Genomic DNA, 15,245 nt, shown 5'->3' with positions numbered 1-15,245 from the left:
TCCTTACTGGGTCAGCTTCAAGTTGCGAATGTTTGTAGCGATCGCGGCGAATGCGTCAGAGATATCTGAGCCTTGCACATCAAAGTAGTGGCTTGGCGTGCTCGCACAGTCGCGTAGGGCAGTTTGACCATTGGATGGCGCCTCAAATGCAACTGTATAGATCACGATGCCTTCGTCGCGGGCCGCCTCACAAATATCTGATAGGCGGGCATTGGCTTCCGTGGAGTTAACGATACCGGTGTCGATCCCCCATTCAGGTTCCTTATACTCGTTATAAGAAATGTACTCATGGATATACGCGCGGCGTAACCAGTCACGGTCGATTTGGTTGTAAACACGAATTGCCATCATGTCAGACCAGCTGGCATTAAACATGTTGTCGTCATACATCGTACCGGAGCCAATACCGTCATATTCCGCAATTGTACCCGAATTCAGGTAGGCATCGCGATTAGCAAAGCCACGTGGGTAACGCTGGCTACGGGAGATCGTCGAACTCGAGATATCCCAATAAAAGTAATCATCGGTGCGACTAGTCGTGTTTTCACCTGCGTACTGAACGGACGTGCTGTAGTAATCGACTTCCTCGAGATCGATCGGAGAGCCAGATCCCGATGGGGAACGGTCAAACCAGATTCGGGACAAGTCCCATTTCATTGTTGGAACCAAGTCATACTGGGTCGTGTTCTGGCCATCGGTCATCACAACGATGACTTTCAGAATGTCAGATTGCCCGAATTCTTCCGGACGGGGCGATGCGATTGCTGGAACGCCGGTTCCGGCCTGGCCTGCAAGACCAGAAATAATTGCGTTCGTGCTTGGATCCAGCAGGGCCGCAGCCCACTTAACACCCATATCAATGGCTGTGTTGCCATATGGTTCAAGGTCATCAATTGCGTCGTGCAGATCGCTTTCGTTTGTGGTGTGCGGAATAATGGCATTGTGGTCGCCAACGTGGCACCAAGGGTATTTGATAAGGTTATCGCCATCTGATGCGGAGTTGGAGTCGCTGTACCAGCTCGGGTCAAAGTGTGAGACGTGATCGTAGGTTGCCGAAAGATCCAGCTCAGTGGTTTCGAATTCGTCATCATCAAACAGCAAACACGCGGATTCATCATGGCTACGATTAATGTTCAAGTACGGCTCAATCAGCGTGCCTGGATTAACAACAGCAGAGTAAGGTACGATCGAGATTGTGATCAGACCTTGTGGTGCGTTGGTGTTGTTCGACAGAACGGTGGTTACAAAGTCACGCGCAGCTGGACGAAGGTTTTGGATACGGCTGTTGCTGTTCATGGAACCGGAAACGTCCAAAACAAGCGAGACCTCAACATCTGTTACACGCTCTTCGGCAGTCGACGTGCCTGAAACGGTTAACGACGAAAGCTCGGCCGAGAACGGAGAAGAGAAAACCGATGGCAGGTCATAGAAGAATAGCGGCATTTCAGCATCCGCGACGGCGGTGACGACACGGTAGTTGATGCCTTGATCAACGATACAAGTGTCGAGGAATTGGGACATGCCTGCTTTCGCGAAATAATCGGCGCAGACTTCTGCTGGAGGTAAGGTTTGATCAAGGTCCGCGGCTGCTAGCACAGCGCGGTCAAGCGTACCTTGAAGTTTGGTGCGTGTAGTTTCGAAACGCATCAGGTCGACAGCCATGCCGCCGAACCACAAGATCAAGACAAACATCATGAGAGAGAAGATGATAATCGACCCATCTTCATCACGACGCAACATCCGAAAGAGGTCCCGTGGGGACGTATTATCGGAGCGTAAATTTTTCATCTTCAGTGTCATATTAACCTTCCTCGGCTACTCGCGCAGTACAATTGCGAACGGACTCAGCCTTACTCTCGATCGTGCTTAAAACATTTGGGGGTGGCGAAATTAGGGCGAAATTGGGCGGGAAAGTGTTCACCACCCGTCCTTTTCGCGACAAACATGCCGGACCATGGGAATTGTTCTGTAGTCGAGGACAATAACCCGATTCTCAATCGCATAGCGGGAAGAATGCGCCACATTGATCAGGATACTGTGGATAAGTCCTGTTTCGTGAATGTGGCAAAACTATCCCACACGGATGCATCGAATCATGTTTAACTCGGATTCATCAATAATGTGCGCCCCTTAATAACTCGGCAAAGTCTGTCGCTTAGGAGGGGCTGGAATTAGTCTTGAGAGGACCGACCAATGAGCACTTCAAGCCCAGTTATCAAAGAACCATCCTTCCGTGACAGCGTTGATATCATGTTTAACCGCGCGGTCGCTTTGATGGATCTGCCACCCGGTTTGGAAGAGAAAATTCGCGTTTGTAATGCCACCTATACGGTTCGATTTGGGGTGCGATTGCGCGGTAAGATTGAGACGTTCACTGGGTACCGGTCAGTCCATTCCGAACATATGGAACCCGTGAAAGGGGGCATTCGGTACTCGCTTGGCGTTAACCAAAACGAGGTTGAGGCGCTGGCGGCGCTTATGACCTATAAATGTGCCCTTGTGGAAACACCGTTTGGTGGGTCCAAAGGCGGGTTGTGTATTGATCCACGCATGTGGGAAGAAGACGAGCTTGAGCGGATCACCCGCCGTTTCGCGTATGAATTGGCGAAACGCGATTTGATCCATCCGTCCCAAAACGTCCCCGCACCGGATATGGGAACAGGCGAACGTGAAATGGCGTGGATTGCGGACCAATATCGCCGCATGAACACCACAGATATTAATGCGGCAGCCTGCGTAACCGGTAAGCCAACCCACGCGGGCGGCATCCAAGGCCGTGTCGAAGCAACAGGGCGCGGTGTGCAGTATGCGCTACAGGAATTCTTCCGCCACCCTGAAGATGTCAAAATTGCAGGGTTAAGCGGCACACTGGATGGCAAGCGTGTGGTCGTGCAAGGCCTTGGCAACGTGGGATATCATGCCGCTTCATTCCTTAAGGAAGAGGATGGATGCATCGTCACCGGCATTATTGAACGCGATGGTGCGCTGACGGATGACGGTGGTCTCGACGTTGAAGGTGTCCGCGACTGGATTGCAAAACATGGTGGCGTGAAAGATTATCCGAACGCCACTTATGTTGAAAACGGCGCCGCCGTGCTTGAGCAAAAGTGCGATATCCTGATCCCCGCAGCGCTTGAAGGTGTGATTAACCTTAGTAACGCAGCCAACATCAAAGCGCCCCTCATTATTGAGGCTGCGAATGGTCCGATCACGGCGGGTGCCGATGACATCCTGCGCGAAAAAGGTACCGTTATTATTCCCGATATGTACGCCAACGCGGGTGGTGTTACCGTTTCGTATTTCGAGTGGGTCAAAAACCTGAGCCACATCCGCTTTGGCCGCATGCAACGACGCCAAGAAGAGGCACGCCATGAGTTGATCGTCGGTGAACTGCAGCGTTTGTCTGAACATTTGGGAGACCAATGGTCGATGACACCGAATTTCAAATCCAAGTATCTTCGCGGCGCGGGAGAGCTTGAACTGGTGCGATCTGGCCTCGATGACACTATGCGCACGGCCTACCAGTCCATGCGTGAGGTTTGGCATGCACGCGAAGATGTGCATGACCTGCGCACGTCTGCTTACCTCGTTTCGATCGAAAAGGTCGCTGCAAGCTATAAAGCCAAGGGGCTATAACGCACCTCCCTCGGTGGGCTTTTGCTCGCCGAGGTCGCTGGTGATCCGGTAAATGTCGAAATGTGCGTTGCATGCAAGACGGGCTTCCGTAGGGTTGTCTTGACGGGATCAGTCAAGAGGGCGCAATGGGCTATTCAGGCTTTAAAGTAATCAAAGAAGGTTTGTTCGGCCAAAAAGGCTGGAAACCCGTTTGGCGCAACCCCGATCCCAAGCCTGAATATGACGTGATTATCATCGGCGGCGGTGGTCACGGACTGTCAACGGCGTACTACTTGGCCAAAGAACACGGCATCACCAATGTCGCGGTCCTTGAAAAGGGATACCTTGGCGGCGGCAATGTTGGGCGCAATACAACAATTGTGCGCGCCAACTATATGCTACCGGGTAACTCGGAATTCTATTCCCATTCCCTCAAACTGTGGGAAGGGATGGAGCAAGACCTTAACTATAACACCATGATGTCACAACGCGGTGTGATGATGCTGTGCCATTCCGACGGGCAACGCGATTATTTTGCACGACGCGGTAATTCCATGGTCAATCAAGGGGATGACGCAGAACTTTTGACGCCGGAACAGGTCCGCGCCGAAGCACCGATGATTGATTTCGACAACGTCCGGTTCCCGATTTATGGCGGCCTAATGCATCGTCGCGGCGGCACGGCACGTCATGACGCAGTTGCATGGGGCTACGCACGCGGGGCGGACCAACGCGGTGTCGACTTGATCCAGAATTGCGAAGTCACGGGCATTGATGTTGAAGGCGGCGTTGTGCGCGGTGTGCAAACCAACCGCGGTGCGATCCGCGCCAAGAAGGTGGCAATCGTTGTGGCGGGGCGCTCAAGCCAAGTCGCACAAATGGCGGGCATGCGCCTGCCGATTGAAAGCCATGTTTTGCAGGCCTTTGTGTCTGAGGGCCTCAAGCCGATTATGCCGGGTGTGATCAGCTTTGGCATGGGGCACTTCTACATCAGTCAGTCCGACAAGGGCGGTTTGGTGTTTGGGGGCGATCTTGATTTCTATGCGTCCTACGCGGCGCGTGGAAATCTTCCCATGAAAGAACACGTTATGGATGCCGCGATGACGCTGATGCCGTCCATCGGCAAGGCGCGTGTCTTGCGCAGTTGGGGGGGCATTATGGATATGTCGCCTGATGGCTCGCCTATCATTGACAAAACCCAGACTGAGGGTCTCTTCCTCAATTGCGGCTGGTGTTATGGTGGTTTCAAAGCCGTCCCTGGGTCTGGATTTAGCTACGCCCACTTGATCGCCAAAGGTGAACACCACGCCCCCGCTGCCCGTTATCGTCTTGATCGGTTCCGCACCGGTGCGGGTTTGATGGATGAGGAGGGCACCGGCTCTCAACACAATTTACATTAAGGTATTCGAATGAAACGCAAATTAGCTCTTGCCGCGTTGGTCAGTCTGTCGAGCAGTGTTGCGCTGGCGAACACAATCCCCGAGGTCGGGTGTTTCACGCGTATCTATTCGGCTGATCACTTGGCGAGCAATCCCAATCAGGGTGTCGCAGCCATGCGCTTGTTGCTGGTTCATACGCCTGAATATGCCGCTTCGGTTACGGCGGTGTTGGATGTGACTATGGCTGATCAAGGGCAGGGTCGTGCTGATAATGTAGGTGGGCACACGCTGTCCGTAGGCCTCGGTTGTTTGAGCATGAGGTGCCACAGCGACGGCGATGCAGGAGGCATCGACATTTCGCGCCAGTCTAGTGACGGGATCACGTTTCAGGGCTCTGCGTTACTGGGGGATTGGGAACAAGATCATTTGCCGTCCTCATCCCTTAGCGAAGGGACGGGTCAACCCACAGTTTACCGCCTAAATGCGGCCTCTGCCGGATCTTGTGAAGGGATGTATTAAGAGATGCGCCTACCATGCCCCATCTGTGGTGAACGTGATCGCCGCGAGTTCTATTACCAAGGTCACGTTGGGATGTTGGATCGTCCGGCGCGTGATGCGGATGCGCAAGCTTGGAACGATTACCTCCACTTTCGCGAAAACCCAGCGGGTGAGACCCGCGACTTGTGGCACCATGAGGCAGGATGTGGAGCGTGGATCGTTGTAACGCGCAATACGGTGACACATGAAGTTTCTGGCGCGGTTCTGGCGGAGAAGTCGACATGAGGATCGCAGGTAAGGGGTTGCACCAAGACGGCGCGGCACTGACGTTCACGTTTGACGGTGAATCTTACGAGGGTCGCGAAGGTGATACGCTTGCCTCCGCGTTGTTGGCCAATGGTGTGCGCCTTGTGGGGCGCTCGTTCAAATATCACCGCCCACGCGGTGTGCTGACGGCTGGCTCAGAGGAGCCAAACGCGCTGGTGACGATCGGGCAGGGTGCGCGGCGTGACCCTAACATTCGTGCGACAACGCAATCATTATATGATGGGCTTGCAGCGCACAGTCAGAACGCTTGGCCGTCGCTGAAACACGATGCGATGGCGGTGAATGATCTGGCTTCGCCATTCTTAAGTGCTGGATTTTATTATAAAACCTTCATGTGGCCCAAGGCGTTCTGGGAAAAGCTGTACGAACCGATTATTCGTCGTGCTGCGGGTCTTGGGGCGCTGTCAGGGGACGCGGTTGAGGAAACATACGAGAAAGCATTCGCCCATTGTGACGTCCTGATCATCGGCGCTGGGCCCTCGGGCATCATAGCGGCAGTTACTGCGGCAAAGGCTGGCGCGGACGTTATTTTGGCAGATGAAGACACCCAAATGGGTGGGCGTTTGTTAGCTGAAACAGGTGAAATTGACGGCCAATCGGGACCCGATTGGGTAAAGACCCAATTGGCGGAACTTGCGCAGATGGACAACGTTCGCCTAATGACGTGCACGACGGTGACAGGCGCATATGACCAAGGCACGTTTGGCGCGCTTGAGCAGGTGAGCGAGCAAAACGCACCACTTAGCGCGCCGCGCGAATGCTTTTGGCGCATTACGGCGAAACGTTCGATCCTGTGTGCGGGTGCGCTTGAGCGCCCCGTCGCGTTTCCCAACAATGACCGCCCTGGCATCATGCTTGCCTCCGCTGTGCGGGCCTATCTGAACCGTTGGGGCGTCGCCGCTGGCAAAGCTGTCACGATCTTTGCCAACAATGACGATGCGCATCGCACTGCAGTGGATTTGATGGATGCAGGTGTGAACGTTGCAGGTGTCATCGACAGCCGTGAAGACGCGCAATCACACGGGGACTACCAGCTGTACACAGGCGCGCAGGTTATTGCCACTAAAGGGCGGCATGGTTTGCAAAGCATCACCGTTCAAGACGCACATGGCACCCATGAGATTGAAACAGATTGCCTTGCGATGTCAGGTGGTTGGAACCCGTCGGTGCATCTAACCTGTCATATGAATGGGCGGCCAACATGGTCCGATGATATCCTAAGTTTCGTGCCGACAGATGGGTCTATTCCAGACATGGCTGTCGCGGGCGCTGCGCGTGGGAAGTTCTCAACGCTGGACTGCCTAAAAGATGGGATCGCGGTCGCGAAAGCGACGGTTAAATCGCTTGATCTGAAGCCCCCCCAAATTGGCACCCCATCCGCCGAAGACGATGCCTACAACATCGAAGCACTTTGGCAGGTGGAAGGTAAGGGTCGAAAATGGCTTGATTTTCAGAACGATGTGCATGTGAAAGACGTGCGTTTGGCAGCGCAGGAAAACTTCCGCAGCGTTGAGCATATGAAACGCTACACGACGCAGGGTATGGCCACGGATCAGGGTAAAAACTCCAACGTGGCCGCACTGGCGGTGCTGGCTGATGCGACGGGGCGAGGTATTCCTGAGACGGGCACGACCACCTTCCGCCCGCCCTATGTGCCAGTCTCAATCGCAGCGATGGGCGCTGGATCGCAAGGCCACGGCTTCGCCCCGAAACGCCACCTGACATCCCACACCGCGAGCGTCGATCGCAATGCGCCGATGATCGAAGTTGGCCTTTGGTATCGTGCCAGTTACTTTTCCAAACCCAATGAAACCACTTGGCGCGAGGCCTGTGATCGTGAAGTGAACATGGTGCGTAGCCATGTTGGTGTTTGCGATGTCTCAACCTTGGGCAAGATCGACATTCAGGGGGCGGACGCCGCTGAATTCCTTGATTTCGTGTACTGCAACACGTTCTCGAGCCTGAAAGAAAACCGTGTGCGCTATGGCTTAATGTTGCGCGAAGATGGGCATGTCATGGACGATGGTACCACGGCGCGGCTGGGGCCTGATCATTATGTGATGACAACGACGACGGCCGCTGCCGGGCAGGTGATGAAACACCTTGATTGGGTCAGCCAAGCGTTGCGTCCTGATCTTGATGTGCGCTTTGCCTCTGTTACGGAACAATGGGCGCAATTCGCAGTTGCTGGACCGAAATCACGAGCGCTGCTAAATTCGATCCTGGATGTGGAAATCGACAACGAAAGCTGGCCGTTTATGGCCTGCGGTGATGTCAGCGTTGCGGGGGTGAAGGGGCGTCTGTTCCGCATCTCGTTCTCGGGCGAGCACGCTTATGAAATCGCCGTACCTGCGCGCTTTGGTGCGTCGCTGTTTGGGCTACTTACAGCGCAAGCAGAGGCGATGGGAGGAGGGCTATACGGAATGGAAGCATTGAATGTATTGCGCATCGAAAAAGGCTTCATCACGCACGCAGAAATCCATGGCCGAGTGACTGCATATGATATTGGGTTTGACCGTATGGTGAGCCAGAAGAAAGACTGCATTGGTAATGCCATGTCGCGCCGCATAGGGTTGCTTGACCCAGAGAGGGAACAACTTGTTGGGCTGAAACCCGTTGAAAACGATGGGAAATTGACCGCGGGTGCGCATTTGTTCGTCGAAGGCGCAGATGCCGTGAGCGAGAACGATCAAGGGTATGTAAGTTCGGTCTGTCATTCACCGACCATGGGGCACGACATCGGCATGGGCTTTTTGAAAAATGGACCAAACCGCTACGGGGAACGCGTTATGCTGATCGATCACGTGCGCAACAACCACGTGCTATGCGAAGTTTGCCATCCTGTCTTCTTTGATCCTGAAGGGGGGCTCGCCCGTGGTTAAATTGATCGCTCAAACAGCCTGTTCTGGACTACTGCCAAAGACGATTGGCACTGTTTCACTGACGGAAGTCGATGCCGGACCAGTAACCCTCATTGCGCCCCATAAGGGGCAGCAAAAGGCGGTGTCTGCGGCATTAAAAGCTGCCATCGGTGTGGGTTTTCCTGCACCAAATCGCAGCGTTGGAACGACCCCTCGTGCCGTGTGGTGCGGCAAGGAACAAGCGCTTTTGATCGGGACGGAGTGCCCTGAATTGGGAGGGGCTGCTTGCGTCGATCACTCAGACGCATGGGCGATTGTGCAGATAAACGGCGCCGATGCTTCAGCAGTTCTTGCGCGGCTGACCCCGATCGATCTGCGCGCAACCGAGTTCAAGCGCGGCCACACGGCGAGGACGCTGGTCGGTCATATGACGGGGGGCATCACGCGGTTAGGTGCGCAAAGTTTTGAGGTCATGGTGATGCGGTCAATGGCGGGAACGCTGGTACATGATCTGACGCAAGCCGCTGAAAACATCGCTGCGCGGGCTGAACTCGGGGGCTAGCAAACGATTACAGCGACCTCGCGCATCACGGTTACACCTTTGGCTTCTAGTGCGTCGATCACGGCTTGCTGTTCTTCAGACAACGACCAAGGCGTGATGAATATTTCCTTTAGACCTGGGATGGTCAGGAGAGGTGAAAAATCAGCCTCGGTCGACAGGTCGAGATCAAGCTTTTCTAAGGACGGATGGCGGCGCAACGCCTCAAGGCTACTCACCTCAGCGCGGCTGAGGTTTAAGGATCTCAGCGCCGTAAGCTTGCTGACGAATATCATGTCCCCAACATCGGACCCGCCGAGTGCGAGTTCTTGTAGGCCTCGCAACTGAGCGATTTCGTCGTAATCCTGCACCTGTAAGTCTTGCGCATGAAGCAGCGTCAGGTTGGGGAAATTGGAAAGCCCGCTTAGGTCGGTGACCTGCGTGCGCCCGATGTGAAGTTCACGCAGCTGTGCCATTGGAGCGATATCGGACAAGTCGCTGAAATCTGTGTAGCTGGTCATAAATGCAGTGACATGTGTCATGCTGGCGACTTGGCTGTAGTCCAAAAGACGTCCTGAATCGAGGTTCAAACGTCCACACAGGCTGTCTTGGCAGTTTTCGACTTTGGCCCGCGTTTCGGCCAATCGATCGGCCTGCATTTCTTCAAAGCTTTTCGGTGCGTCGCCGGTTTCCAGCTGACATGCGGATAAGACAGTGAGGGCGATGGCGACTAAGGCTGGGCGGGGAAACGGCAACATCTTGAAAATCCTTTTCGAGTATCCGGCAAGAGTGGCCTGTTACCGTGTCTCCACGCAAGTCTGGTATTCTTAACCCACCTCGCGTGGGCTGATCCGCGCCAAGACGCTGCGCTGGGTGATTTGTCCCAGTGCGGTGCCATTTTCCGTGACCGTCAGCGCACCAAATTCGCAAAGATCATCAATCACTTGGGAGACAGGCGTTTCAGCATCGACCTCATGTCCGCCTGATCCGTCAATCATGACATCACGCGCGCACAACACGCCAAGCGGATTCATATTGGCCACGAAGTCCGCGACGTACCCGTTCGCGGGTTGGCTGAAAATCTCACGCGGAGTGCCGCATTGGACGATGCGCCCGCCTTCCATGATCGCAATGCGATTGCCGATTTTGAACGCTTCATCAAGATCGTGGCTTACGAATATGATGGTGCGGTTCAGGCGTTGTTGCAGGTCTAGCAATTCATCCTGCAGACGGGTTCGGATCAGTGGGTCGAGCGCGGAAAACGGTTCATCCATCAGCAAGATCGGGGCGTCGGTTACGAATGCACGGGCCAAGCCCACACGTTGCTGCATACCGCCAGAAAGTTCCCCAACCAGCGCAGTCGCGCGGTCCGAAAGGCCGACGAGTTCAAGTTGCTCGTCTACCTTACGCGCCTTGTCAGCCTTGCTCATCCCTGCAAGCTCAAGGCCAAGCCCCACGTTGTCGCGCACAGTGCGCCACGGCAGCAGGCCGAACTGTTGAAACACCATCGACACACATTCGCGACGCAGTTTGCGCAGGTCTTTGGCGGGGGCGGTGCCGACTTCGCAGGCCCAGTCACCATCGTGCACAACCACGCCGCCACGCACCACGGGGTTCAATCCATTCACTGCGCGCAATAGCGTGGATTTTCCGGACCCGGACAGGCCCATCAGTACAAGGATTTCCCCAGCATCTACGTCGAGCGAACAGTTGTGCACGCCCAAAACCTGCCCTGTGGCTTGCTGAATTTCGGCGCGCTCGCCGCCTTCGTCCATCAGCGGCAGTGCGCTTTCTGGCTTATCGCCGAAAACGATGGAAACATCTTTGAATTCAACAGCTTTCATCGTTTCGCTCCTATACGCAGCAACCGGTCGAGCATGATGGCGACCACTACGATGATGAGTCCGCTTTCGAACCCTTTGGCCGTATCAACGGTGTTCAACGCGCGCACAACTGGCACGCCCAAACCATCCGCGCCGACAAGCGCTGCGATGACGACCATAGACAGGGACAGCATGATGGTTTGGTTCAATCCAGCCATGATCTGGGGCAAGGCAGAGGGGAGTTCGACCTTGAACAGCTTTTGCCGCTTGGTCGCACCGAACGCATCTGCTGCTTCAAGCAATTCATTTGGCGTTGAGGAAATCCCAAGCTGGGTTAGGCGGATCGGGGCAGGGAGCACGAAGATCACCGTGGCGATCAATCCGGGCACCATGCCGATACCGAAAAATACAATTGCGGGGATGAGGTAAACGAACGTTGGTAGCGTTTGCATCAGATCCAATACAGGGCGCATCCACGCATAAAGGCGCGGACGGTGCGCGACGGCGATGCCGATGGGCACTCCGATAGACATACAAACGACGCAGGCGGACAGCACGAGGCTGAGGCTTTCAGCGGTTTCTTCAAAGTAGCCTTGGTCGATGATGAACAAGAAACCGACGATGATCAGAAGCGTCACGGTGATTTTGCGGTGCAAGACGTAAGCGAGCAGCGCGAAAAGCGCGACGATTAGAAAGGCGTGGGTGTCTTCGGTCCATCCTGGAATATAGGGTTCAAAGCCGCGCCCGCCGAGCCAGTTTACCCCTGGTGGGCGCAACAACAACGCCAGAAGGAATTCGATGAAGGCTTCGGTTAGGTCGGAAAATCCATCCAAGAAGGGTGCTGCGCCGTCCTTGACGTAATCAAACCCCGCACGGGCTGTGACGCCTACGGGAAGCTTCTCGTCCGTGAGGCCAAGCAAGCGTTGCGGTAGCCATGTGACGAACCAAATGAGGGCAGGGACGAGCCAAAATGCGAAGTCCCAAAGCGCCGTGAGACACCATAGAATGCCATTTAGAAATGCGACAATCCCATTCCCGATGCTTTGAAAAATACTCATTCCGTTCCCCCAAATAGAAAAAGGGCCGCTTGGCTTGAGCGGCCCTTATCAGTCTTTTACATGCCCAGTGCGGCTTTGACGGCTTCAGCAGCGTCGCCGCCGTCCATCGTCGTCACACCGTCAAGCCAACCCATTACGACGTCCGTATTTGCGGCCATCCATACTGTTGCAGCTTCGTTCGGCTCAGTCCCGTCATTCAGGATCGCGCCCATGATTTCGTTTTCCATGGCCAGCGTGAATTCAAGGTTTGTCAAAAGCTTACCAACGTTCGGGCAGGTATCGACGTAGCCAGCAGTCGTGTTGGTGAACACTGTCGCGCCGCCAAGATCAGGGCCGAACCAGTCATCGCCACCTTCAAGATAGGTCATGTCGTAGTTTGCGTTCATCGGGTGTGGCTCCCAACCGAGGAAGACAACAGGTTCGTCGCGATCATCAGAACGGCCAACCTGTGCCAGCATGCCTGCCTCAGAGGACTCAACAACTTCGACGTCAGCATCGCCAAGACCAAATGCGTTGTCGGCGATCATGTCCATGATCAGACGGTTGCCGTCGTTGCCAGCCTCGATGCCGTAGATTTTGCCGTCAAGCGCATCCGCGTTGGCTGCGATCGCTTCGAAAGATGTGATTCCGAGTGCAGCACCAGCCGCGTTAGTGGCGAGTGTGTATTTCGCGCCTTCAAGGTTTGCGCGGACGGTGTCGACAGTGCCAGCTTCGCGGTAGGCGGCGATGTCGCCTTCCATTGTTGGCATCCAGTTGCCCAAGAACACATCAACATCGCCTTCGGCGAGGGATGTGTAAGTCACTGGAACGGAAAGAACTTTGATGTCTGTCTCATAACCGAGCGCGCCCAGAACAACGGTCGTGGCTGCGGTTGTGGCTGTGATGTCTGTCCAGCCAACATCGGAAAACGTAACAAGTCCACAGTCTGCGGATGCTGTTGTTGCAGCGCAGATTGCCAGAATTGAGATGGTAGATTTCATGATACTCTCCCTGAGTGTCTTTTTGTTGATTGACGAGTCAATAAAGAACGATTTAAGTCATTTGGCAACAGTTTAAGAGGACATGATGCCAAAGCTTGGGATGGAACCTATACGGCGCGCGGCTTTGGTTAAAGCCACGATTGATTGCATCGGCGAGCAGGGATCGCTTGATGTCACCGTAAGTCAGATTGCAAAAAGTGCGGGCATGTCTTCGGCGCTGGCCCATCACTATTTTGGCGGTAAAGATCAGATTTTTTTGGCTGCGATGCTTGCGATCTTGCGCGACTTTGGCGTCGAGGTGCGCGATCGTTTACGTGATGCAACAACGCCGCGCGAGCGTGCAGAAGCCCTAATTTCCGCGTCTTTTGCACCCTCATGTTTTGATCCGGCGACTGTTTGTGCGTGGATGACGCTGTATGCGCAGGCGACAACCCAGCCCGATATGCACCGCCTTTTGCGGCTGTATCAGCGACGTTTGCAATCCAACCTGACACATGCGCTTAGGCCATTGTCATCGACCCCAACTGAGGATGCGACAACCCTCGCAGCGCTAATTGACGGGCTTTATTTACGAGCAGCTCTGTCGCGAAGCACCGACCCCCGAACCGCGCATTCCACTGTCCTGTGCGCCCTTGATCGATTGACGGGAGCGAACGCATGAGCAAGCCTAATATTCTGATCATCATGGTCGACCAGTTGAACGGCACGTTGTTTCCTGATGGGCCAGCGGATTGGTTGCACGCACCGAATTTGAAAAAGCTTGCGGCGAAGTCGACCCGTTTCAAGAATGCCTATACCGCATCGCCCTTGTGCGCGCCGGGGCGGGCGTCGTTCATGTCTGGGCAGTTGCCGTCTCGGACGCAAGTTTATGATAATGCAGCAGAATTTGCGTCTTCAATTCCAACTTATGCCCACCATCTTCGCCGAGCAGGGTATCAAACCTGTCTGTCGGGCAAGATGCATTTTGTCGGTCCGGATCAGCTGCACGGCTTTGAAGAACGCTTGACCACAGACATCTACCCGCCCGATTTTGGTTGGACGCCGGATTATCGAAAACCGGGCGAGCGAATTGATTGGTGGTACCATAATATGGGGTCGGTTACTGGCGCTGGTGTTGCCGAAATTACCAACCAGATGGAATACGATGACGAGGTCGCCTACAACGCGACGCGTAAACTGTATGACCTATCGCGCGGCCATGACGAACGCCCTTGGTGCCTTACGGTTTCGTTCACACATCCCCATGACCCCTACGTTACCCGCAAGAAGTATTGGGACCTCTATGAGGATTGCGAACATCTGATGCCAGATGTCGGCCCGATCCCGTATGAGGACCAAGATGCCCATTCAAAGCGTATTCTTGATGCCAACGACCACGAGAATTTCGACATTACTGAAGAACAAGTCCGTCGCGCCCGACGTGCCTATTTCGCTAACATTTCCTACCTCGATGATAAGGTCGGTGAGGTTCTTCAAACGTTGGAAGATACACGCCAAGAAGCGACGATCCTGTTTGTGTCAGACCACGGGGATATGCTTGGCGACCGCGGGCTTTGGTTCAAGATGGCGTTCTTTGAAGGCTCGTCCCGTGTGCCGCTAATGGTTTGCGCACCGCAGATGGAAGCGGGGTTGTTGGAAACGCCGGTCTCAAACATCGATGTCACCCCGACGCTTTGCGACCTCGCGGGCGTGTCGATGGAAGAGGTTATGCCGTGGACGGAAGGTATGTCGCTCGTCCCGATGGGGCAGGGTGTTGAGCGTACGGAACCTGTCGCGATGGAGTACGCGGCCGAGGGCTCATACAGCCCGCTCGTGTGCTTGCGATACGGAAAATGGAAATACACGCGCTGTCTACTCGATCCAGATCAATTATTTGATATTGAATCCGACCCGAACGAGCTGAACAACCTCGCGGATGTTGCAAAACATCAAGGGACTTTGGGCCAATTGCGCGCCAAATCCGAAGCCCGCTGGGACCTGAACGCATATGATGAAGCCGTGCGCGAAAGTCAGGCCCGCCGCTGGGTTGTGTATGAGTCTTTGCGAAACGGGAACTACTTCCCGTGGGACTATCAACCGCTTCAAAAAGCATCAGAACGTTACATGCGCAACCACATGGACCTCAATGTTCTTGAGGAAAATCAACGCTTTCCGAGAGGGGAATAA

13 protein-coding genes are annotated in these 15,245 nt (G+C 54.6%); 8 read left to right on the top strand and 5 right to left on the bottom strand.

Annotated elements, in window-relative coordinates:
• Positions 1 to 3: 3 nt before the first annotated feature.
• On the bottom strand, positions 4 to 1,788 hold the full coding sequence (locus OSB_RS11080) for a TadE/TadG family type IV pilus assembly protein (RefSeq protein WP_158454117.1): 1,785 nt from the start codon (positions 1,786 to 1,788) through the stop codon (positions 4 to 6).
• Between the two features lie 405 nt (positions 1,789 to 2,193).
• Here OSB_RS11080 and OSB_RS11075 point away from each other — a divergent pair, with 405 nt between their 5' ends.
• The 6 genes from OSB_RS11075 to OSB_RS11050 all read left to right on the top strand — a co-directional run bounded on the left by OSB_RS11075 (position 2,194) and on the right by OSB_RS11050 (position 9,242).
• A complete protein-coding gene (locus OSB_RS11075) occupies positions 2,194 to 3,636 on the top strand; it encodes a Glu/Leu/Phe/Val family dehydrogenase (protein ID WP_049835062.1) in 1,443 nt (480 codons plus the stop codon).
• Positions 3,637 to 3,761: 125 nt separating this feature from the next.
• Positions 3,762 to 5,015: a sarcosine oxidase subunit beta family protein gene (locus OSB_RS11070; RefSeq protein WP_049835061.1), complete on the top strand. Its 1,254-nt coding sequence runs from the start codon at positions 3,762 to 3,764 to the stop codon at positions 5,013 to 5,015.
• Positions 5,016 to 5,024: 9 nt separating this feature from the next.
• Positions 5,025 to 5,513, top strand: coding sequence for a hypothetical protein (locus OSB_RS11065; protein WP_049835060.1), 489 nt, complete (start codon positions 5,025 to 5,027; stop codon positions 5,511 to 5,513).
• Between the two features lie 3 nt (positions 5,514 to 5,516).
• The gene (locus tag OSB_RS11060; protein WP_049835059.1) at positions 5,517 to 5,777 is read left to right on the top strand and encodes a sarcosine oxidase subunit delta; all 261 of its coding nucleotides are present in this window, start codon (positions 5,517 to 5,519) and stop codon (positions 5,775 to 5,777) included.
• Positions 5,774 to 8,701, top strand: a complete 2,928-nt coding sequence (locus tag OSB_RS11055; RefSeq protein ID WP_049835058.1) for a sarcosine oxidase subunit alpha family protein — start codon at positions 5,774 to 5,776, stop codon at positions 8,699 to 8,701. The genes OSB_RS11060 and OSB_RS11055 overlap by 4 nt, the downstream gene beginning before the upstream one ends.
• Complete coding sequence (locus tag OSB_RS11050; protein ID WP_049835057.1) at positions 8,694 to 9,242, top strand: sarcosine oxidase subunit gamma; 549 nt, start codon at positions 8,694 to 8,696, stop codon at positions 9,240 to 9,242. Before OSB_RS11055 ends, OSB_RS11050 begins: the two co-directional genes overlap by 8 nt.
• On the opposite strand, the gene OSB_RS11045 is transcribed toward OSB_RS11050, so the two are convergent.
• The 4 genes from OSB_RS11045 to choX form a co-directional block, all read right to left on the bottom strand.
• Positions 9,239 to 9,976: a leucine-rich repeat domain-containing protein gene (locus OSB_RS11045; RefSeq protein WP_049835056.1), complete on the bottom strand. Its 738-nt coding sequence runs from the start codon at positions 9,974 to 9,976 to the stop codon at positions 9,239 to 9,241. The two genes, OSB_RS11050 and OSB_RS11045, sit on opposite strands and share 4 nt — an antisense overlap.
• 69 nt (positions 9,977 to 10,045) lie before the next feature.
• On the bottom strand, positions 10,046 to 11,062 hold the full coding sequence (gene choV, locus OSB_RS11040) for a choline ABC transporter ATP-binding protein (protein ID WP_049835055.1): 1,017 nt from the start codon (positions 11,060 to 11,062) through the stop codon (positions 10,046 to 10,048).
• Positions 11,059 to 12,099, bottom strand: a complete 1,041-nt coding sequence (choW, locus tag OSB_RS11035) for a choline ABC transporter permease subunit (protein ID WP_049835054.1) — start codon at positions 12,097 to 12,099, stop codon at positions 11,059 to 11,061. The genes choV and choW overlap by 4 nt, the downstream gene beginning before the upstream one ends.
• Before the next feature lie 56 nt (positions 12,100 to 12,155).
• Complete coding sequence (choX, locus tag OSB_RS11030; RefSeq protein WP_049835053.1) at positions 12,156 to 13,079, bottom strand: choline ABC transporter substrate-binding protein; 924 nt, start codon at positions 13,077 to 13,079, stop codon at positions 12,156 to 12,158.
• A gap of 85 nt (positions 13,080 to 13,164) precedes the next feature.
• Between choX and betI the strand changes: the two genes are divergently transcribed.
• Together betI and betC are read left to right on the top strand one after the other, a co-directional pair.
• Positions 13,165 to 13,740: a choline-binding transcriptional repressor BetI gene (gene betI, locus OSB_RS11025; protein ID WP_049836131.1), complete on the top strand. Its 576-nt coding sequence runs from the start codon at positions 13,165 to 13,167 to the stop codon at positions 13,738 to 13,740.
• The gene (betC, locus tag OSB_RS11020; protein WP_049835052.1) at positions 13,737 to 15,245 is read left to right on the top strand and encodes a choline-sulfatase; all 1,509 of its coding nucleotides are present in this window, start codon (positions 13,737 to 13,739) and stop codon (positions 15,243 to 15,245) included. The genes betI and betC overlap by 4 nt, the downstream gene beginning before the upstream one ends.

Origin of the sequence: Octadecabacter temperatus (assembly GCF_001187845.1) — a bacterium.
Taxonomy (GTDB): domain Bacteria; phylum Pseudomonadota; class Alphaproteobacteria; order Rhodobacterales; family Rhodobacteraceae; genus Octadecabacter; species Octadecabacter temperatus.
The sequence above is the reverse complement of the archived record's forward strand: the minus strand, read 5'-3'. Positions and strand labels throughout refer to the sequence as shown.

Excerpts from the sequence above, each read along its gene's own strand:
- OSB_RS11045 (WP_049835056.1), bottom strand. The coding sequence starts at position 9,976 with ATGTTGCCGTTTCCCCGCCCAGCCTTAGTCGCCATCGCCCTCACTGTC.
- OSB_RS11075 (WP_049835062.1), top strand. The coding sequence starts at position 2,194 with ATGAGCACTTCAAGCCCAGTTATCAAAGAACCATCCTTCCGTGACAGC.
- OSB_RS11060 (WP_049835059.1), top strand. The coding sequence starts at position 5,517 with ATGCGCCTACCATGCCCCATCTGTGGTGAACGTGATCGCCGCGAGTTC.
- choW (WP_049835054.1), bottom strand. The coding sequence starts at position 12,099 with ATGAGTATTTTTCAAAGCATCGGGAATGGGATTGTCGCATTTCTAAAT.
- OSB_RS11080 (WP_158454117.1), bottom strand. The coding sequence starts at position 1,788 with ATGAAAAATTTACGCTCCGATAATACGTCCCCACGGGACCTCTTTCGG.
- choV (WP_049835055.1), bottom strand. The coding sequence starts at position 11,062 with ATGAAAGCTGTTGAATTCAAAGATGTTTCCATCGTTTTCGGCGATAAG.
- betC (WP_049835052.1), top strand. The coding sequence starts at position 13,737 with ATGAGCAAGCCTAATATTCTGATCATCATGGTCGACCAGTTGAACGGC.
- OSB_RS11070 (WP_049835061.1), top strand. The coding sequence starts at position 3,762 with ATGGGCTATTCAGGCTTTAAAGTAATCAAAGAAGGTTTGTTCGGCCAA.
- betI (WP_049836131.1), top strand. The coding sequence starts at position 13,165 with ATGCCAAAGCTTGGGATGGAACCTATACGGCGCGCGGCTTTGGTTAAA.
- OSB_RS11065 (WP_049835060.1), top strand. The coding sequence starts at position 5,025 with ATGAAACGCAAATTAGCTCTTGCCGCGTTGGTCAGTCTGTCGAGCAGT.
- OSB_RS11055 (WP_049835058.1), top strand. The coding sequence starts at position 5,774 with ATGAGGATCGCAGGTAAGGGGTTGCACCAAGACGGCGCGGCACTGACG.
- choX (WP_049835053.1), bottom strand. The coding sequence starts at position 13,079 with ATGAAATCTACCATCTCAATTCTGGCAATCTGCGCTGCAACAACAGCA.